We start from the raw sequence: 20,307 nt of genomic DNA, 5'->3' as shown, positions 1-20,307 counted from the left end.
TCCACAGCGGAAGTGCGCTACACCTCGGCGGACACCAGGTCGGTCAATCTCGTTCCACGTCTCTCGGCAGATTTCTTATCCCATATGGGCTTTGGCCAGCACCAGGTAGACCACCAGCACCGCTGCCAGCGCGTACATCAGCCAGTGGACCTGCCGGCCTTCCCCGGCGAGGAACTTAACGAGGGGATATGTGATAAAGCCCAGTGCCAGGCCATCGGCGATGGAATAACTGAACACGATTCCCGTCATCGTGATGAAGGCGGGAATGGCTTCCGCCGGCCGCTGCCATTCGATTTTCACCACATTCTTCATCATCATTGATCCAACAATGAGGAGCGCTGAGGCGGTGATGGGTGGATAACTGCCGATCATTTCGATAACAGGAGCGAAAAACGGCGCGACAAGAAACAGCGCCGCGACGGTGACAGCCGTCAACCCTGTGCGACCGCCCTGCTCGACGCCGGCGGCACTTTCTATGAAGCTCGTGACCGTACTCGTACCGCAGACCGCACCGACCACGGTGCCCATGGCGTCCGCCATCAATGCCTGTTTAGCACGGGGGATCCGATTATCCCGGATGAAGCCTGCCTGTTCACTCACACCCACCAGTGTGCCCAGCGTGTCGAAAAGATCCATGAACAAGAAGATGAAAATGAACGGAATCATGGGCGGAGCCAGGGCGTGAATCAGGTCCATTTTGGCGAAAGTCTTGGCCATCGAGGGCGGAGACGAGAAAAGCTGACCGGCCGGTGCAAATCGCTGAACGAGAGCCGATTCCTTCACCAGAGGATTCTCTGCCAACCCGGGCACCTTTTGCACTCCCCATTGAAGCAGTACGGCCAACACGGTCGCAGCGATTATCCCGACGACGATGGAGCCGGGAATGCGACGGGAATAAAGGCCTGCCGTCACCAGCAGCCCGACGAAAAAGACGATCACGTCAGGGCTGGCCAGTCGGGGGCTCAATTTCACAATCTGGCTGGGGGTGCCGATGATGATCGACGCTCCTTGGAGTCCCAGGAGGGCAATAAACAGTCCGATGCCCGAGGCAATGGCATTGCGCATGCTGGGGCTGACGGCCTCGAGCAGTTTTTCCCGCAGGCCCAGCACGGAGAGCAGAAAAAAGAGAACTCCAGAATAGAAAATCACACCCAGAGCGATACTCCACGGGGTGGTCGCGTCGGGTGTCAATCGGCCGCTTTGAACTTCTGTCGCGATCCAGACCTGGGCGGCCGGGATAAGAGAAAGCGTGAACACGAAGTTTTCACCCATGCCAGGAGCCAGGGCAATGGGATACCGCGCATAAAGCCCCATGATAAGCGTGGCTATGGCGGCAGAAATGCAGGTGGCCGAGGTGACGGCCCCAAAGTCCATGCCCGTGTCCAGACCAAACATTCGACCGGACAGAACCTGCGGTTGCACGACGATAATATAGGCCATCGTGAGAAAGGTGGTGACTCCGGCCAATATCTCGGTGGAAACCGTTGTCTTGTTTTCCCGAAGACGAAACCACCGGTCCAGCATAATAATTGACTCCCCGTAGCCGCTCAGTTGCCGATCTTTCCGCTGCTCGTCGCGCCGCTTGATTTTTTTGGTGCTGATGCCACTTTGACGACGATTCGTGCCAGGCTGATCCGTTCATAGGGGTGGGTGTTGCCTCGTTCGTAAAGCACCAAAACAGTCCCGTCACGCGGCGAAGCCAGGCAGCTATAGGCTGCCGGGCCAGACCACGCCTCGAGACTCCACGGCCAGCTTTGGCAGGAATCAGCGCTCACGCGGACGGTCAGTTTCTTTCGCTCCCTAGCGTCGGCCGGGTTGCTGAAAGCGATCAGTGGCTGCCCGTCGAATGAAAGGCCCTCGATCCTTCGGATGCTTGCCTGGCATACCGGTTCCACGAGTGTGGTGTCATACCTGACGGCCGACCATGTGAGCCCACCATCGTGGCTTTCGGCGACGGCACGGCATGGGAATTTTCGGTTGTAGTTTCGCATGTTGAGGAGCAGGCGGCCATCGGCCAGCTCGACCACCTCACATTCGTTGGTCTGCGGGCCGACCGAGCCACCCAGATGCCATGTCTGGCCGTGGTCGTCGCTGTATAGAACGTGCGACCCCCAATTGCCAGCATCATCAATGTGATCGCACGGAATGATTAAACGACCTGACCGGGTTTGGATGCCGCATCCCGGCCCGGTGGCGTACCACGTCCAATTCTTCAGTTTGACTCTTTCGGTCATGTCGATCGGGGAGCTCCACGTTCGGCCGTGATCAGTACTGCAGGTGAGCCACACCGTTCGTGTGCCACGACTTTTTCTGGCCACGATTTCCGGCTCGCGGTCCTCGCCCAGATTGTGCGTCATCCAGAGCCAGATGATACCAGTTTGGCGATCGAGAACAGGGCAGGGATTGCCGCAGGTATTGGGACCGTCGTCCCAGACGATAGACTGGCGGGTCCAGGCTTTCTCAGTGGGGTCCCATCGTTTCACCAGAAGATCGATGTCCCCCGAGTCACCACGGCCGTGTTTGCGACCCTCGCAGAATGCGAGAAGGGAGCCATCCGCGGCCACGATGAGGGAAGGGATTCGGTATGTGTGGTAGCCCTCTTCGCCGGAAATGTACACATCTTCCTGGTCGGCAAGCTCGAGGGTGACTGTTCCATCCCCGGGGGTGTTCTCTCCCCGCAGCATTTGATTTGATTCGAAGCTCGACGCGGCGAGCAGAAAGCAGCACACCCAACCCACTCGAAGCAATCGAGCTCGTTCCCACACCGTATCCATTCAAGTTTCCCTCTCGGATTAATCGGGCAAGGGCCGGAGTCCTGGCCCTCGGGCCGTTATGGAAAATGTTTCCTGGTTTACGGATCGGCTCCAATGCTCTCGTTCAGGCCCGAACCGCAAGTGGCAACCCTTTCTAACGCCGCCGTTTCTGCCCGCATTTTGAGAACTCTCTTTTCGGAATGCAAGCCGGACGGGATGCGCAGTGTCGAAGCTGAGGCGGAAGGACTGGCTTAACACAGGTAAAAACAAAAACCGCCGCAACCCAGGAAAAGGGTTCCGGCGGTTTTGTTCAATCAAACCCCCCGCGATATTGCGACTGGATGCGTCGCTGCGAGACGAACGAGGGTCAGGCGTGCACTTGCACAAGCCGGGAAAGCGACCCTGGTTCACGCGTAAGGGTTGGCACCTCCGTCGGAATATGCGACGGGAGGTTTGATCATTGTCTCGTGTTTATCAAGGCTACCGATGCATTATATCGGCCGGACCTGTCTGAAACTCAACTCTTCTGTGTCCTGTTTCTTAGACGTCCGGTCCCGCTGCAGTCGGCAGCCGTGCCTCGTAAGCAACTCAATTTTAGCTTACAGGCCGGGCTGGGAACAGGCCGGAAAATCCCGGTTTTTTGCGTGATTTTCCTGCCAGGATCGGAACGCCGTTTGCATGCCCAAGGGCCAGCTCAGTCCTTCGGAACCAGCCAGATGTTTCGGTAAACGACCCGGTTGCCATGGGCCTGCAGATGGATGGGACGCGGGGGCGGGCCCTCCGGCTGACGTCCCGGCGTGGCTCCCGGCAACTCCAGATTGTCGTGAATCACGACGCCATTGTGACGCACGGTGATCCGCGCATTGGCCACCTTCTTACCATCCTCATACTTGGGCGGAGTGAAATCGATGTCGTATGTTTGCCAGACCAGCGGCGGCAGGCACATGTTGACATCCGGGGCCTTCACCTTGTAAATGCCGCCACACTCGTTGTCCTCGCCGGTCAGTCCGAAGGAGTCCAGAACCTGGACCTCATAGCAGTCATGGAGATAGACACCGCTGTTGGAGCGCGCCTGGCCGAGCGCCTTGGGCATCCAAGACAATCGAAATTCCAGGTGGAGATGATAGGCACCGAACTTTTCCTTGGTTGTCACCCCGGAAAGCAGGCTGCCATCGGGAAGAACGGTCCCATTATCGAAGGCGTCGGCATTTTTGCCGTCGAAGAGGACCACCGCGCCCTCCGGGGGTTTTGCCCCCAGCGTCGGGCTTTTGCGTTCCACGCGGCGGAGTTTCACCTCCCCGTGACCGTGCTTCAGCGTGAGAACGCCATCGGCGATCGTTCCCTCATAACCCTCGCCGCGGAGAGTCACCTCACCGTCCTGCCGCGTGGCTTCACCACGCAGTCGCGGCTTGGAGCGGTCCCATCCTTCGCCGGGCAACCCGCCGACGAGCACGTACATCTCAAACTTTCCGTCACCGCGTGCGATGACCTGGGCTCCCAGCTTCCCTTCACCGCCGGTCGGCAGGGCACCTTCGCCCAGATATTCTCCCTGAATGTGGAAGTCGGGATCCTGGGCGGCAACTGCCGGATCGATAATCTCGTTTCTGGCACGTCGTTCTTCTGCCACCGCCAGGTAACTCAGCGCCAAGATGGCCACGGCAAAGCCAAGCAGATGTCGTTTCATGGAAGCGCCTCCTCATCAAGTGGTACAACGACCGTGAATCGTGTGCCAACGTGTTATGTGTTACGCCTGACCCGGCAAAGTTGCCTTTTCCCACTGATCGCGCAGGAACGCCAGGGCCTTGGGGATTTCCACCTCCCGATCGCCCTGCACACCGCACTCGAAACTGCAGTAATCTTTGTAACCCACCCATTTCAGCCCCCGGAAACCGTCGATGAAGGATCGCTCGTCCTGACCGGGCAGAACACGTTTCCGCGACGCGAGATGGACATGGTGGAGCCAGGGGCCTCCCGCAACGAAAGCCGCGAAATCACTCGGCTCCTCGATGTACATGTGGTAGAAGTCCCCCATCAGGCAGATCCCCGGGCTGTTCACATCGCGACAGATCGCCGCGGCATCGGCAACCTGACGGAGGAAAAATGCCTCACCGCGATTGAGCGGCTCCAGGAGCACCCGGCTTTTCACGCTGACCGCATACTCGCCGATTCCCGGCAAGATATCCAGGAGCACCTTTCGGATTTCCTGATTGGTCAGCTTTGTCTGGCCATTAAAGGCAGGGACAAAGATGACACCGGTGGACTGTAGTTCTCCCGCAGCGGCCAGGACCTCCTTGATCTGTTGAATTCCTTGCTCGCGGCGTGCGGGATCCTCGGAGACCAGCGCCCCGCCTGCCGATCCCCAGCACACCGCGCTGATCTTCAACCCGGCGTTGGCTGCGGCTTTGGCATACATCTCCACCTTGCCGACGACATCTCCCGGCAGTTCCACAGCATCAAAGCCCCATTTCTTCATTTTGTCCAACTTTTCTTCGAGGCTTTTGCCCGGAATGACGCCTAACTGGCTAGAAAATTTCAGCTCCGCCCCTGGCTGGGGAAGGGAGAACTCCCCTGGCGCTGCGAGGACGGCCGATCCACCGGCCAGCCCCCAACCCGCGGAAACTGCCACACCAGCAGCAGACATCAAAAACTCTCGCCGTTGCAACATGGTGTTTCCTCCTTGTGGTAAGGATTGAGCATCACGAAGGTAATTCGGGCCACAAGAGCCCTCAAAGCAATGATTTTCTCTACACGAGAGGGAGAGTGTCAACAAGCCGCGTATCTGAACATCCCCAGTTGCCGTTTGGAGCTGGGAGAGGCCAAAAGCTGAACGCGTTGGAGGAGCGATTCACGAATTATCGCTACGGGAATCCGGTCCATTCGGCGGCGCCGGATGCTTTGCAGATCCCTTCGGAGGGGCACGCTTGTCGTGCCCGTTGCGAACGAAAGGATGATCCAATGTTAAACGGCGGACGTGACAAGCACGTCCCTCCGGAGTGGCGGGGCCGTTGATGGATCGCCCAACGAGACGTTGCACTGGTGGCACGTCACGTTCTCGCAACGGTGTGGATGGGTCAACCGACCCCGTTGAGAAGCGGTCGCACCATCGTAGAGATCCACCCCGAGGGTGGCACCGCTTTTAGGGGACAAATCGATTTTGCGGAGTTTTTCAAGTGGAGGGGTCTCTCTGCCGATAAGAAAGGATGTCCGGGTCACGCAACAGACCGGTCGAGCCGCGAGCGCGGGTCGCGGTAACGGAACCGGTGGACCAGGCCAAACTCGGACCACACATGATGTGCCCAGGGGGGAAGCAGCCCGGGATAGTCAAGCCATATCCCGGGCTGTTCATTTTTGTCGCGGTCGCCAACCGAGGATTTCACGTTCAGCGGAGTTTAGCCCCTCAGCACGCGCAGCCGTGTTTTTCCAGTTTTTCACGAAGTGTGTCGGCGGTGAAAGGCTTCACCAGGTAATCCGAAACACCGGCCTGGATCGCCTGGAGAACCCGGCTCTTTTCCGCTTCGGTCGTAACCATGATGATCGGAACGTTGGGGTCTTGTGCCCGAATGGCCTGAATGACCTCCAGTCCCGATCGGCCGGGCATGTTCCAGTCGGTGAGCACGAGGCTGTACTCCCCGGGCTTAAAGAGGGCAATCGCCTCGTTCCCGTCGGCAGCCTCCACAGCCTCCTGAACGCCCACCGCCTGAAGTGAGCGAATGATGATCTTCCGCATGGTGCTGGAATCGTCCGCCACCAAAACTTTAGCTCCCATGGTTCCTCCTCTGCGCGATCAGAATGTTTGGAAATAGATTGACCCTCGACAAGTCAGTCCTAAGACGAGTCTGTGCTTCAGTTCGGGTGTTCCCACCCGGCGATGCCCAGGGGTCGATCAATTCCCATTAAATTGCAACGACCTGGGCGTTGTCCCGTTTGCCAAAATCTAGGTTACGCTCGTCGATTGTCAAGAAAGACGAGCCCGCAACCCTGGCAGGATGGCTGAAGGTCGGCGCAAAGGGCCTCGGCCGTCCCCTTGCCACACGCGGCATGGTGCCCGCAGCGGGGATTCAGCCCTTTCGATCAGATCGTGCTCAGTTTGGAAAAGTTGATTGTTGCGGAGAGCGGGAATACTCCATAAATGCCACGTGTGAAGACAAGTTCGATAAAATCGTCCGCCCTCTGGATGAAACTCTTCGGCAGAATGACCACGTCGGAATCCGATAGCCAAATTTCGTCGCAGGGTGTGGCCTTGTTCCCGTGCAGGGCCGCTTCCAGATTGAGCATCGTTGCCATCAAGCGCCAGTCTTCACCTCGGCGGAAGACCACAATCTGGCGCAGATTCGCTCCTGGTTTCCAACCTCCCGCCATGCTGATGGCCTGGATCACCGTGGTTGGGCCGGTCAGCTCAAATCGCCCGGGATTGGCTACTTCTCCCAGCACATAGATGTACCGCGGCGCCCGCTGGACGAGGATCGGGATGGCCTCGATTCCCTCCACTTCCTGACGATAGAGCTCGTTCAGTTCGAGCTGAAGCTCGCGCAGCGTCAGCCCCTGCGCGCGAACTGATCCCAGGACGGGAAGCGAAATTGTGCCCTCCGGGGTGATACGCACCTTTTGGGCTTGACCTCCCTCTCCGTTGCGACGGTCCACCGTAGCCCGCAAGTCTTCCAATTTACTGTTGACCAGGATTGGCGTTACCGTGATGGACGGCACCCGATAGTACCGGCGGTAAAGCTCTTCCAGCCGCTGCTGCAACTGAGTGACCGTAAATCCTGTTGCTTTAACCTGCCCCAACAGAAGAAGCGTGATCGTGCCGTCCGGTTGGATGAGGACATCCCGATTCAGGGTCGGATCGGTGGCCGACTCAACGCGTATCTGATCCCCGACATTGAGCCGGTAGGGTTTTAAAGTAGCCTCCCGGGTGATTCGGTAGACGATTTCCAGTTCGTCGTCCACCCGCAACCGATATTCTGGGACATGCGGAGAACGGGCAAGGCCCACATACTCGCCCTGAGCATACCGTTCCCACGCAATCAGCCGAGCGCGCTCCCATCCTCCCCAATGTCTGGGATCACAGGTGGACCCATCGACGGCACATCGGGGACATGGCGATGCCGAACTGGGTGTCCAGGTTTCCGACTGGGACAACGTATTGGCAAGAGTTGTAGAGTCTGGCACCGGTTGCAGGACAGGTCCGGAGAGGGAGGTACTTTCGGATTCTGCCGGGTCAGTCCGTGCCGCGGAATTCACGACAGGGGCGGCCGACCAGTTCACCTGTTCTGTCGGTAGTTCGCGACTCTCGGCCGGGCTGCTGAAGATGCCCCAACCGAACAAACCTCGGCCGGAATTGTTCTGCTCCCTCAAGGATGATGACCTCAGAAATTGCGAGGGCCGATCAGCCTTTTGCACTGCATCCGGGGTCACCCACACGACGGGGGGTGTATCGGTTGCGGTTGGCCACTGAAGCCGGGCGGTGTCACCACTTGATTTTGAAGAATACCCGGGGGAGGCGTCACTGATACCGAGCTTCTGTCGTACTTTAGCCAGATTTGATAGCACGGTTTGATCCCCCCGAATTCGCGCCGCATACGTCAGAGCTTGATAGGCTTCCACCCAGCGGTTGCCACGGGCAAAAAGGACACCGAGATCGTTCGCCGCCATGTAGTTTTCAGGGCAAACTAGAATCGCTGCCTGGAGAAACACGACCGCCTGGGCCAGCGGTTCGCGGACACCGGGCTGTGGGGCTTCGGCCATTGCCATGTACAGTTTTCCCAGGCCGCGCAGGGCCATCGACCCCGCAACTTCGCGTCCTTGGGACTGGGCAAAAAGATCCTGGGCATAGGCCAGGTAACAGCGATAAGCATCGAGCGCCGTCAACTGGATGAACGTTTGATCCTTCAGGAGAGGAGTTTCGTGCCGTGCAATAATCTCAGCCGGGGCGGTGTTACCGATCACGGCGTTGGATGAGCCCAGAAAGTCTTCTGCTTCCGAGAGGGCCGTCCAAGCCCGTGCCAGGGCGCTGGCATGTCGGGATGTCCCCTCTTCAGCATCCAGCCCCTGGGCAATCAGCATAAGGGCCGCGCGAAACTGTGCCCGGGCGGCGAAGTAAGCGCCTCGTCCGGCTAGGTCGTACCCCTTCTCAGTCAGAGAGTCGGCCTGTTGAGCGATTAGCTCCAGTTTGGCCGAGCGGCGAAGGCCAAGCACTTCCAAAGGGAGGGGAGCTGGTGCCTGCACGCGGGCAGACGCGATCCGAATGGAGTCCTTCTCATCCGAAATGTTTTTTGTTTCGTTGAAAGAGACGGACGGCAGCCGGGAGATTTGATCGGCAGCATGGAGGTTTCCCCCCAATGCGAGAATTGATCCGACGAGAAGGAGCCCACCTAGAACTCGTTTTTGCCAAGGATGTTGCGAAAATCGTAGGGACATGCAACTCGTGCCTCCTTGCACCGTCCTGTGGCTTGCTAAAGCGCCACCGTACCGCACGCTAAAAGCGCAATCGGCCACAGAAAAGAATTTTCTCTTTCAATCCGGACATAAATGCACTTCTGCGATTATCGCTACGACCAACACACCACAGCGCAGCCGTTATTGCCGTTGTTGCCGTTACTGCCGTTTATACTATCATTTGAGATCAAATCCATCCGGCGGAAGCGGACGCGTGCCCAATCATATGCACAGACAGGGCACGTATGGCTGGCGGCGTCAGACTTGAGGAAACCTCGCGTTATGACGGTCCACTTTTGTTCCACGGTGCGGGTCGGGTTGGAATTACTGTGTCAGACGGACTACAATGACGCGGAGGGCCAGGGAATTTGCGAAAGCTAGAAGAGTGTGCAATTTGGGGGAGGGGATTGTCCCGGACTGTCGATAAGTAAATGCGGGGGGACGCCTCTTTGTCGTCGTTCAACCGGCAGCGATGGAAACCGCTCGCACGAATTGATAAAGCGTCAATCCCGGGCCCAAACGCAGGGGGCCGCGAAGTGAATGATCAGTAGTCTGACGCAAACGAGTTGGAAGGACTGTCTTGAGGTGGCGGCCAAAAGCGATATTGGCTTGCGCCGCTACAACAATCAAGACGCCCACGCCGAAGATCTTGCCGGCAGTCAGCAGGCTTTTTTAGACCGCGGACATCTTTTCCTGGTGGCTGATGGCATGGGCGCCCACGCTGCCGGGGAGACGGCCAGCAAAAAGGCGGCAGAGGTTATTCCCCTTGCTTACCGAAAGCTCCGCGATCTGCCGCCGCCGGAAGCCCTCCGAGAGGCCGTGCGGGAAGCTAACCAGGAAATTTTTCAGTGTGCCCAGGCCAATGAGAATTTTCGGGGGATGGGGACCACGGTGAGTGCGCTGGCGGTCCTGCCTTCCGGGGCATGGATCGCGCAAGTGGGGGATAGTCGCGTCTACCGCTGCCGGGGGGATGTCATCGAGCAACTTTCGCAGGACCACAGCCTTGCGTGGGAGCTGAGACGGCTTCCTGAGGACATTCGACCTCAGTACGTCCCCAAGAATATCATCACCCGATCACTGGGCCCCCAGATGGACGTGGAAGTGGACCTTGAAGGGCCTTTCCCCGTTCAGCCTGGCGATATTTTTGTCCTGTGCACCGACGGGCTTTCCGGACAGGTGTCGGATGAGGAGATTGGACAGATTGTCCGCGCCCTTCCCCCGGCGGAAGCTGTGGAGACTCTCGTCAACCTGGCGAACCTGCGTGGCGGTCCCGACAATATCACCGTCACCGTGGTGCGTGTGAAGGCGACGGCCCATTGTGCCAGTTCGGGAGATGCCACGGGGGACGCTGTGTTCCCGGCACGGAGTCGGTGGATTCGGCTGGCCGGTTACCTCTGTATCGCGGTGGGCATTATCGGTTTTGCGGTGGCCCTTTTTGGAGTGGCGCAACTGAAGCTACTTGCGCACCCATCTGTATGGGGGATTTTGATTTTGCCGCTTGTCGCCTTGTTTTTCGGTTTTTACCTTTTATCACATCCCGCACAGACCGACGGGCCAGTGCTGCGACTCGGCAATCCCTCTGCTCCCTACAGCACCGCGAACTGTGCTTTCCGCCGCGAAACGCTGGAAAATCTTCTGCAGATTCTGGCCGAGCTGGAGGATGCGGCACGCCAGGAAAACTGGGACATTGACTGGTCCCTACTTGAGAAGCTGCGGACGTCCGCCGTAGCCGCCCGAGATGACCGATTGGGAGAGGCAATTGCCGACGCGTGTCGGGCGATCAACCATGTGATGACTCGCGCCCGACAACAGAGACGACAGACTCACCCAGCGCCAAACGACCCCTTTTTCCGTCAGCTATGAATTGGAGGACGCCGCCTCATGCGGCGGACTGCCCATATAATCGGGGCGGCCGGATTCGAACCGGCGACCCTCTGCTCCCAAAGCAGATGCGCTAGCCAGGCTGCGCTACGCCCCGCGCCACAGGGCATGCCGCGATGCGTGGTCACACCCCTGCGGTATTCTTTCGTCTTGTTTTATCTTACCCCCGCCGATCCCGAATGTTAAGAGAGGATCGCGGCACTTCTCCACAAGGGACCGGCGTCCGCGAAGCAATGACAATGCCCGCGTCAGAATGAGGCCTAATGCCTGTTCCGCGTCACGGCGGGCGAGTCTCCGCCAAGACCGTCGGAAGTTGCTTTGCATATCTTTCCAGATCACGCATCGGCTTCCATGCTCAATGGCCGCTGACGCGTTGACATGCAGACGACTTTATCGACGCGAACTCGGTTACTGTCGCCCGCGCGGCCTTCAAACGGTGCGGGGCTCACATTCCCGCGGCCTGGGGGAACTCACCCCCGCAGATCCGTTCGCGCAGGCGTTCAAACTCTTCGTGATTCCTGAAATGGACAATGAGCTTGCCGCGTCCCCGACCGTTGTGCGTCAGGGACACACGAAGCCCAAGCGCGGCACGGAACTCCTGCTCCAGTAAAGCCATGTGATCATCTGCTGGAGCAGGATTTTGTCCTGACTCGGGCCGGATGATCTTCAGTTGAGTTCCCCCATCCTGTTGCCGCTGCTGGACCTCTGCTTCCACCCGCCGCACACTCCATCCTTCTTCGATTATTCGGCGGCAGAGAGCGATTTGCTCCTCTTCCGATTCCAGTCCGAGCAAGGCGCGGGCGTGGCCCTGGGTGATGCGTCCTTCCCGCAGGGCCTGCTGCACCTCCGAAGGTAGGTCGAGGAGGCGGATGAAATTGGAGATCGTGGAACGATCGAGATTCAGCCGTGCTGCGAGCTCTTCCTGCGTCGCCCCGTATTCTTCCAGATATCTTTGGAAGCAGAGGGCTTTTTCCAGAGGATTGAGGTCCTTCCGCTGAAGGTTTTCGACGATCGCCAATTCCGCGAGTTGCCGGTCGTCAGCCTGGACGATGCGAGCGGGCACCTCTTGCCAGCCGGCTATTTGGGCCGCCCTCAGACGCCGCTCGCCGGCCACAAGTTGGTAGCGATCGCCGTTGCGACGCACGACGATCGGTTGCAGCAATCCGTGTGTCGATAAGCTTTCTGCTAGTTGCATGAGCTCTTCGGTATCAATTTCCTGGCGGGGTTGAAAAGGATTTCGGTCTATGTCGTCGATGGGAATCCGCCTCACCTCCGGGACGCTCTTTCGCGGCGACAAGCTTTCCCCAGAACCGGCTCTATCCGGGTAGGGAGAATCCGGGGCGAGCGTGTCGCCCGGGACGGCAGCGGGATGTTCGTCCGCAGGCGAGACAGCATCAAGACGACCCAGCAAGGCTTCCAGACCACGTCCAAGGCGTTTTTCTCTACTCACTTTCCAAAACCTCCATGCAAAGTTCCACGTAAGCGCGGGTGCTTCGGGCCCGCGGTGCATAGGCAATGACAGGTAAACCATGGCTGGGTGCTTCCGCGCACAGCACATCGCGCGGAATCACCGTCTGGAACACAATTTCACCAAAGAATTCACGCACTTCCGCCTCGACTTCCAGAGTCAGTTCGAGGCGGGGATCGTACATCGTGAGCAGGATGCCCCCAAACTGGAGTTGCCGGTCACGCTCGATCATCACCTGCCGGATAACCTCGATCATTTGGGCGAGGCCCTCCATAGCGAAGTATTCACACTGAATAGGCATGAGGACCTCGTGGGAGGCCGCCAGGGCGGTCCGGGTCAACTGCCCTACCGAGGGCGGGCAGTCAATGAGAACGTAGTCATACCCGGCCATCCCGTTTTGCAGATGGGAGCGCAACAGCGAGGCGTACGTACCGTTATCCCTGGCGAGCGCTTCCACATCTCGAAAGCTGCGACTTCCTGGCAGGAGTTCGAGGTTTGGCACATCGACCCGCAATACGGCATCGCTGAGCGGCAATCCTGCCACCAGCGGGTGATGAGCAAGCGGTTGACGACCGAGCCCGGAAGTGGCGTTACACTGGGGATCAAGATCGACAAGGAGTGTTCGTCGGCCTGCCACCGCCAGACAAGCGGCCAAATTGATGGCGGTCGTCGTTTTTCCTACGCCACCTTTCTGGTTGGCAACACAGATGACGCGTGGCACAAATCGGCCTCCCTGCCGATGGTTGACCTCCTTATGGTGCTAGCCCGGCAGTCGGATCATATCCCCGGGAACGGTTCGCCTGCCGCCCTTGGCTTCGCGAGATCCTCTGGAAACGGCCTGGCAACGCCCGGTGACGCTGCGTCCCTTCAATCGGGACGGAGCCATCAGTTCGCCATCAAACAAACGAACTTGCCGAGAGTTCCACGTGAAACGGCTGCAGGCCTTAGGTAAAACCGTCAACTTATTCTAGCGATGAGTGAAAAAACGAGGAATGGCAGTCTGACCTGACTCATCTGCATGTTTGCCCTTAGCCTCAGTCGCAAGCAAAAAGGTACGGACCTCGAAAAGGCCTCGGTGGAAAGTGGAATTCACCGCGGAGGGACGGACCTGTCGGGTCCAAATTCCATGGGTGATTGAATTGACCGACCGGGCTGCGGCTGCTCCATTCGGTTCCCGTCTAAACGTAGGGGCCATTCATGAGTTGCGAACACCGTGACGGCACGCACGACGGCGAGTACGTGAGTAGGGGCGATTCATAAATCGCCCCTACGGCACTTGGAGGTTGGCCCAAGTGGTTTAATCACCATACGCCTAAATCACGACTGTCACCGCCGTGATTTCAGCTTGATGGATACAGATGGATCGCAACCGCCATGAAAGGCCCGACTGATGTCGTAGCCTGTCACTTGACTTGGACCATCGGGAAGCGAGGGCTCTTAAATTTGGCGGGGCGGATTTGCGGGCTCCCCCGAATAAGCCAGCCGGTTCACTGTTTTTGGGGCTTGCCTTTGCCCGCGCAGTGAGTGACTGAGCGTCGCCTGGTTCATCGACGCGTTCTCCAGAGGACGCCATTTTTCCCGAAGCCGTTTTACTAAAAACGCGCTGGGCAAAGAGCGTTGTCAGGACGCAAGCGACTTTGATTGTGGCGGGGAGTTTGCCGGATGGGTCAGGTTTCACGTGGAACAGAGCGAGGAAACCCGCCCGCAGCCGGTTGATCGGAAGGAGCTGCCCAGGTGCCTTGATCGCGGAAAAGAGGTCTCATTCAAGCGGGTTGATCACCAAACCAGAGCAAAGCTTGGGATAGAAATAGGTGCTCTTGGGCGGCATTCGGTCGCCCTGGAGGCTGACGTCGCGGATATCCGTGACCGTGGCCGGTCGAACCAGTGCGGCGAGCGGATACTGGCCGGATTTCAACCGCTCGATCACCTCGTCGATGAGGTGAACGTATTCCAGCTCCGGCGGCGAGCTCGGGCGGAGGAGATGATCGAGAACCAACTTGTGGAGCACGGCCACGCCCAGCCTGCGCCATTCCGGCGTGTGATCGGCCGCCAGTTCATCCATTTTTTCCCGACCTGCCGGGGTGATCTCGGCGACCGACCAGGTGTCGTCTTTTTGCGTGTAGAAGGCCAGGGTCGCTGGATCGGGCGATCGTTCCACCAGTTCCCATACATCGCGGGCTGCTTCTGGGGTTCGGGCGACTGTTTGCACCGTAAACGCGTCACCCAGTCGGCTGGCCAGCTCATCGGCGCCCAGGGCGGGAATTCCTCGAATGAGCCGGTGTGTGGGGAGCACGATCAGGCCCGGGTCTTCCATCGGCACGCAATGCATGAGGACGTAGTGGGCAGGATGATCGGGGCGGAGGTAGCCCATATCACGGAGTTGCTCCCGGTATTCCAGTGCCGTCTCGTACCGGTGATGGCCATCGGCAATGAAAATGGGCATCGGGCCAACAATACTGGAAAGCTCCGTAACCAATTCGGGTTTCGTCACCGGCCACATTCGGTGCGTGATTCCCAGATGGTCCACCGCTTCCACCGGGGTGACGTCACGGACGGCCTCATCGAGGACCTGCTGAGTGCGTCCCTCAGGATCAGGATACATCCCAAAAACCTGGCTGAGCTGCGCTTTGCACATTGTCATGAGCATGAGCTGATCCATTCGCGGCCCGCGCAGAGTGTGCTCATGAGGGAAGATTTGACCTTCCTCGTAACGGGAGAGCCGTACCCGAGCCATAAATCCCTTCCGCACGTACCGCACACCCTGGAGATCGAATTCTTGGTAGTAGACGTAAATGGCCGGGTCGGCGTCCTGCATGAGCACGCCCTCTGCCAGCCAGCTTTTGTAGTAGCGGCGGGCCCGGCTGTACCGGTTGTTGACTTCGTCATCTCCAGGTTCGATGCGATTGAGGATCAGCCGCACCACGTTGCACGGATGCTTCTTGTAAAGAGCGTCCTGAAGCTCCGGAGAGATCACGTCATAGGGCGGGGCGATCACATCGCTCAGCGAACCGACGTGGCTGAGATTGTAACGAATTCCGCGAAAAGCTTGGATTTCCGGCATAATCTTTCAGTTAAGCAACAAACACCACCAGGCCATCGCTGTGTTCAACAAAACCGGTCCCCGCACAGCTCGAGCAGGGACCGGTCCACTCTGTCCACGAATACCCACCACCTGCTTTGACTACCGAAAAACTGGTTCCACAGGCCGCATTGACGAAGACCGGTCTATATGCAGCAAGCGGATTCAGTAACGGTAATAATCGGGTTTGAAGGGGCCGTCCACCGGGATCCCAAGGTAAGCCGCCTGCTCGGGAGTCAGCTTCGTCAGTTTGACGCCAATCTTTTCCAGATGCAGTCGGGCCACCTCCTCGTCCAGTTTCTTGGGCAGGCAGTGAACACCCACCGGATATTTTTCTGGCTCGGTCCACAGAGCTATCTGCGCGAGCACCTGATTGGTGAAAGAGTTGGACATGACGAAGGAAGGATGGCCCGTTGCGCAACCCAGGTTGACCAGCCGACCCTCCGCCAGCAGGATGATCGATTTTCCATTCGGGAAAGTGAATTTATCCACCAGCGGTTTGATTGTGGTTCGCTTCGCCCCGGATTTGTGCATCAGCCAATCCACATCGATCTCCACGTCGAAGTGACCGATGTTGCAGATAACTGCACCATCTGGCATGGCCAGCATGTGTTCCGGCCGGATGACGTTGCAGCAGCCGGTGGCCGTCACGAAGATGTGCGCCCGGGGCGCCACCTCTTCCAGCGTTGTGACCTCGTAGCCTTCCATCGCTGCCTGGAGGGCGCAAATGGGATCGATTTCGGTGACGACAACCCGCGCGCCATATGCCCGCAGAGATTGAGCGCATCCCTTGCCCACATCTCCGTAACCGCACACCACCGCCGTTTTTCCGGCGATCATCACGTCGGTGGCACGCTTGATGCCGTCGATGAGTGATTCCCGACAACCGTAGAGGTTGTCAAATTTACTCTTGGTCACCGAATCATTGACATTGATGGCTGGGATCTTCAGTTCACCTTTGGCATGCATTTGATACAGGCGGTGGACGCCGGTCGTCGTCTCTTCGGATAGCCCCCGAATTCCCGGCAAGAGATGGGCATATTTGGGGCTGTGCACCATGGCCGTGAGGTCACCGCCATCGTCGATAATTAAGTTCAACTGTTCCCCATCCGGGAAGATCAGCGTCTGTTCGATGCACCATTCATATTCTTCATCAGTTTCGCCCTTCCACGCATAGACGGGTATTCCCCGCGCAGCGATGGCCGCTGCCGCGTGATCTTCGGTGGAGAACTTGTTGCAACTGCTCCACTGGACCTGGGCGCCCAGTTCAACCAGCGTCTCGATGAGAACCGCCGTCTCAATGGTCATGTGGAGACATCCGGCAATTCGCGCCCCTTTGAGCGGTTTCGAACGGCCGTACTTCTCCCGAAGCGCCATCAGGCCCGGCATTTCCTTTTCGGCCAGCTCAATTTCCCGTCGCCCCCATTCGGCAAGGGAAATATCCTTGACCTTGTACGGCAATTTCCCTTCCACCTTACCCTTGGTTACAGTACCCTGTGACATACGCCGATCTCCTCGAGTGAATCTTCATCAGTCAGAAATTCATGCGCCCATCAGCAAACGATCATAAGACGTCGGGCGATGACCGCCTTCGCTTTTCAAATGCCTCTTGTAAACAGTTTATGATATGCACAACAGCAGCGGGGGAAAACATCCGCGATTTACGGATGGACCGCTCGTGGCAGCAAAATAAGTGAAGCCGGAGCCGGTCCGAACCTGAGAATGCCTCCACTGTGTCATTACTCACCCCGCTATGATACGGGAACCGGGTTGAGTCCTCAAGTAGCTTGTCGCCTGACGCAATCCAAACTTTTCGCGTGGCGATGAGAACGCGAACGTTCACATGGATTTGCGTCGGCCCGCGAGGGAGTTATTTGTCAAGTTCACCTTCTCAATATTGGATGCTCCATTTCGCATCAGCGGGCAGGAGAAGCGTGCTCCTCTCGGAAGCATCCAACAGAGGGACGTGCTTGCCATGTCTGCATTCCAACCTTTGGATCATCCATTTGACCGACCGGACACAGTTGCTTCGATCTGTTGCTGATTAAAAAGTACGGGCAATTCATGAATTGCCCCTATAGTGCATTGCGCTCGTGGCAAGGCATTGGTTTTTGCCAAATTGGGGATGGCTCACGTTTGTCGCGGGAAAACGTCTCCCTACTCCCGGCTCCGCCCCCCCACGACGCCTCAAATAGCTGATTCAGGAAGCCAGTTTTTGCCAGGCGGCTTTAGCCTGCTGCACAAAGCGGAGCACTTTCTCGGCCGATTTTTTCCCGGGCGATTCTTCCACCCCGCTCGCCACGTCCACCGCAGCGGGATTAACGGTAAGGATAGCTTCTTCAACATTCTCGGGGGTCAACCCCCCCGAAAGGATTAGGGGCGGGGGATTGGAGACGAGCTTTGCGTATTCTTTCGCCAGTTTCCAGTCGAACGTCGATCCGGTGCCACCATAAGCGTCATCCTTGCGGCTATCCAAGAGGATGGCACGTGGCATCACGTCCTGTTTCACGCACGCTTCGAGAAACTGCTTCACGGGACCCAGCCCCGTTTCTTCATCCACCCGAAATGCCTTGATGCAGACAAGAGGGCGAAGCTGCCGGAGGATGTCGGGCGTCTCATCGCCGTGAAGCTGGATCCAGTCGAGGGTCACGCGAAACGCGATTTCACGGATCTCTCCCACCGGAGAATTGACGAACACGCCAACTTTGGCCACACCCCGGGGCAAACTCTTGGCAATCTGACTTGCCTCTCGGGGGGGAATATAGCGTGGACTACGAGGGTAGAAGTTGAACCCCAGCGCGTCGGCCCCGGCCTCGACGACGACTGACGCATCCTGCCGTGTGGTTATTCCGCAAATTTTGATTCGAAACATTTTTTCTCAAGGAATCCTCAGGGAATCAATGATCGGCGAGGAAAAATAGGCAAACTCGTTACAGTTTCCCGAACCCTCCTCAAGGCCGTCACGTGAATCGTCGATTCTGTGTTTGGAGCCGGGCTCGGACTCGGCTTGCCCACTACGCGCTGACGGCGTTAGGTTGTCGATTCCAGGCAGTTCCCGTGTGCACGCGAGGCAGTTCGTGAGTGTCACCCGCACTTCCGACGTCCGACGCAAGCTTTTTCCCGGGTTTGCCTTCGCGGTGGCCGCTGTTTCCGGCATCGCCGCGGGAACGCTTGTGCTCTGGCTTGTGGGAATTCCGCTCGCTGCCGTTTCAGAGTCCCCCTCGCTTCCCGCACAGCCTAACGGCACACGAATGTACCTGAGATGTTCCCCCTATTATTTCCGAATCGACCCACAGGCGCCAAACCCCGGTGAGCAACATTTCACTGTTTCCCGGTTTTTGAACGATGCCGCTGGGGGTCACGGCTCCGTTGGCGACTTTTGGCAAGCGGACGCGGAATGGCTTTCGCGAGTTCTTTCCGGGAGGGCGACCGGGGGGGTGGTCAGTCCCCAACCCGGCGCAACCGAACGGCAGGAGGCGGGCGCCCCCGGTTCTCGCGGGGAATTCAGGACGCAGGAAATAGGGGAAGTGGGAAGCGTCGGCGGGAGGCTTTCCGATAGGACGGTCCAGTCGAACGTTCAAGCGCCGAGTGACACGCCAGTGCTTGTGGTTGAATTTCCCGGTGACACTTCCCCGTCCGTTGCTCTCCGCCAGGTGAAAGCAGCCCTTGACCAGCTTCAGGCCATACGATGGGAAGAGACGGTCCGAGCAGGAAATCACCTTGCCCAGTTTCTCCAGCACGGGACACAGTTTTGCAACCGGTGGAATGAAGAGGTAAGACAGGCGATTCACCGGTATCGAGCAGCCCGCGAAACGATCTGGAACCAGCTTGCCTCACTGGCGAACGAGCGGCCGGCTCGATCAGTATCGGAGCTGTCCCAACCGGATGCAGCGCGACTCCTTGCCCAGCGTCAGTTTCTGCTGGAAAAGCGTGAGCGGCTCCTGGCCACAAGAACGCCAGAACACCCTGAGGTCAAGCAGGTGGAAGCAGCGCTGGCCGAGGTGGAAGCTGAACTGCGTTTGCGCAATCGCGGGATGCAAGAGGCAACAGGCTCGGCTAACTCACCGCTTCAATGGCCTTCCACGTGGGTGACCCTTCCGGATAAACAGCCAGTGGGTTCCAATCCGGCACCCGCTAACGGAGGACTTTCGCCAGATGACCTGCCCGCGTTGAAGTTGCCGGCCGAGTCACCGATGAAGGATCTCGCCACCAGCCTGATGCGCGTGCAGGATCTGCTGGAAGAGGCGGAACGCACATCGGAAGTTCTGGCTTCGCAATGGGGACTGACGGAGTCCCACGCCTCGGAAGCCCTCAAGCGATGGCTCACAGCGCAGCAGGCACTTGCCGTGGCTTTGGGATGGCAGATCGTTCCTGAATTCTCAGAACAGGTTCAGCCGAAGGCGGACTCTCAACCTCCGGTTCGTCTATTGTGGTGGCATTTTCTGGCCGCCTTTCTGGTGTGTTTGCTGACGGGGGAGGCGGTCTATTCGCTCATAACGGGAATAGCGGAAGGACGAACGATCAATTCCGAAGATGAGCTGGGGGCCATCACGGGAAGCCCCGTTTTCACCGTCACCGTGCCGGGCAGCCCGTCTTCCATGCTCACGAAAACACATGGCCCCCACGAGATGGATCAACAGGCGCCACACGTGGGTGCTACGCGGACAACGAGATCAATCTCAGACTGATTC

Annotated in this window: 13 protein-coding genes and 1 tRNA gene; 2 read left to right on the top strand and 12 right to left on the bottom strand. The window is 58.3% G+C overall.

Annotation, left to right across the window (positions count from 1 at the left end; all coding sequences use genetic code 11):
* Positions 1–75: 75 nt before the first annotated feature.
* The 6 genes from THTE_RS10895 to THTE_RS10870 all read right to left on the bottom strand — a co-directional run bounded on the left by THTE_RS10895 (position 76) and on the right by THTE_RS10870 (position 9,170).
* The gene (locus THTE_RS10895; RefSeq protein WP_095415467.1) at positions 76–1,524 is read right to left on the bottom strand and encodes an NCS2 family permease; all 1,449 of its coding nucleotides are present in this window, start codon (positions 1,522–1,524) and stop codon (positions 76–78) included.
* A 23-nt stretch (positions 1,525–1,547) separates the two neighbouring features.
* Entirely contained in the window at positions 1,548–2,774 is a 1,227-nt protein-coding gene (locus THTE_RS10890; protein ID WP_095415466.1) for a sialidase family protein, read from the bottom strand.
* Between the two features lie 673 nt (positions 2,775–3,447).
* Positions 3,448–4,437, bottom strand: coding sequence for a 3-keto-disaccharide hydrolase (locus THTE_RS10885; RefSeq protein WP_095415465.1), 990 nt, complete (start codon positions 4,435–4,437; stop codon positions 3,448–3,450).
* A gap of 60 nt (positions 4,438–4,497) precedes the next feature.
* Positions 4,498–5,418 carry a sugar phosphate isomerase/epimerase family protein gene (locus THTE_RS10880; protein WP_095415464.1) on the bottom strand — a complete coding sequence of 307 codons (921 nt, stop codon included), beginning with the start codon at positions 5,416–5,418 and terminating at the stop codon, positions 4,498–4,500.
* A gap of 732 nt (positions 5,419–6,150) precedes the next feature.
* Complete coding sequence (locus THTE_RS10875) at positions 6,151–6,519, bottom strand: response regulator (protein WP_095415463.1); 369 nt, start codon at positions 6,517–6,519, stop codon at positions 6,151–6,153.
* Positions 6,520–6,824: 305 nt separating this feature from the next.
* A complete protein-coding gene (locus tag THTE_RS10870; RefSeq protein WP_237260121.1) occupies positions 6,825–9,170 on the bottom strand; it encodes a polysaccharide biosynthesis/export family protein in 2,346 nt (781 codons plus the stop codon).
* 558 nt (positions 9,171–9,728) lie between these two features.
* Between THTE_RS10870 and THTE_RS10865 the strand changes: the two genes are divergently transcribed.
* Entirely contained in the window at positions 9,729–11,051 is a 1,323-nt protein-coding gene (locus THTE_RS10865) for a PP2C family protein-serine/threonine phosphatase (RefSeq protein WP_095415462.1), read from the top strand.
* Between the two features lie 40 nt (positions 11,052–11,091).
* Here the strand turns inward: THTE_RS10865 and THTE_RS10860 are convergent.
* The 6 genes from THTE_RS10860 to THTE_RS10835 form a co-directional block, all read right to left on the bottom strand.
* Positions 11,092–11,166 (bottom strand) — tRNA-Pro (locus THTE_RS10860).
* A 348-nt stretch (positions 11,167–11,514) separates the two neighbouring features.
* A complete protein-coding gene (locus tag THTE_RS10855; protein ID WP_095415461.1) occupies positions 11,515–12,519 on the bottom strand; it encodes a ParB/RepB/Spo0J family partition protein in 1,005 nt (334 codons plus the stop codon).
* On the bottom strand, positions 12,512–13,258 hold the full coding sequence (locus THTE_RS10850) for a ParA family protein (protein ID WP_095415460.1): 747 nt from the start codon (positions 13,256–13,258) through the stop codon (positions 12,512–12,514). The genes THTE_RS10855 and THTE_RS10850 overlap by 8 nt, the downstream gene beginning before the upstream one ends.
* Positions 13,259–14,296: 1,038 nt before the next feature.
* Positions 14,297–15,598: a DUF1015 domain-containing protein gene (locus tag THTE_RS10845; protein ID WP_095415459.1), complete on the bottom strand. Its 1,302-nt coding sequence runs from the start codon at positions 15,596–15,598 to the stop codon at positions 14,297–14,299.
* A gap of 183 nt (positions 15,599–15,781) precedes the next feature.
* Entirely contained in the window at positions 15,782–17,119 is a 1,338-nt protein-coding gene (gene ahcY / locus THTE_RS10840; protein WP_095415458.1) for an adenosylhomocysteinase, read from the bottom strand.
* A 697-nt stretch (positions 17,120–17,816) separates the two neighbouring features.
* Entirely contained in the window at positions 17,817–18,488 is a 672-nt protein-coding gene (locus THTE_RS10835) for a phosphoribosylanthranilate isomerase (protein WP_095415457.1), read from the bottom strand.
* Positions 18,489–18,693: 205 nt separating this feature from the next.
* Here THTE_RS10835 and THTE_RS10830 point away from each other — a divergent pair, with 205 nt between their 5' ends.
* Entirely contained in the window at positions 18,694–20,304 is a 1,611-nt protein-coding gene (locus THTE_RS10830; RefSeq protein ID WP_095415456.1) for a hypothetical protein, read from the top strand.
* Positions 20,305–20,307: the final 3 nt, after the last annotated feature.

Source organism: Thermogutta terrifontis (assembly GCF_002277955.1).
GTDB lineage: Bacteria > Planctomycetota > Planctomycetia > Pirellulales > Thermoguttaceae > Thermogutta > Thermogutta terrifontis.
The sequence above is the reverse complement of the archived record's forward strand: the minus strand, read 5'-3'. Positions and strand labels throughout refer to the sequence as shown.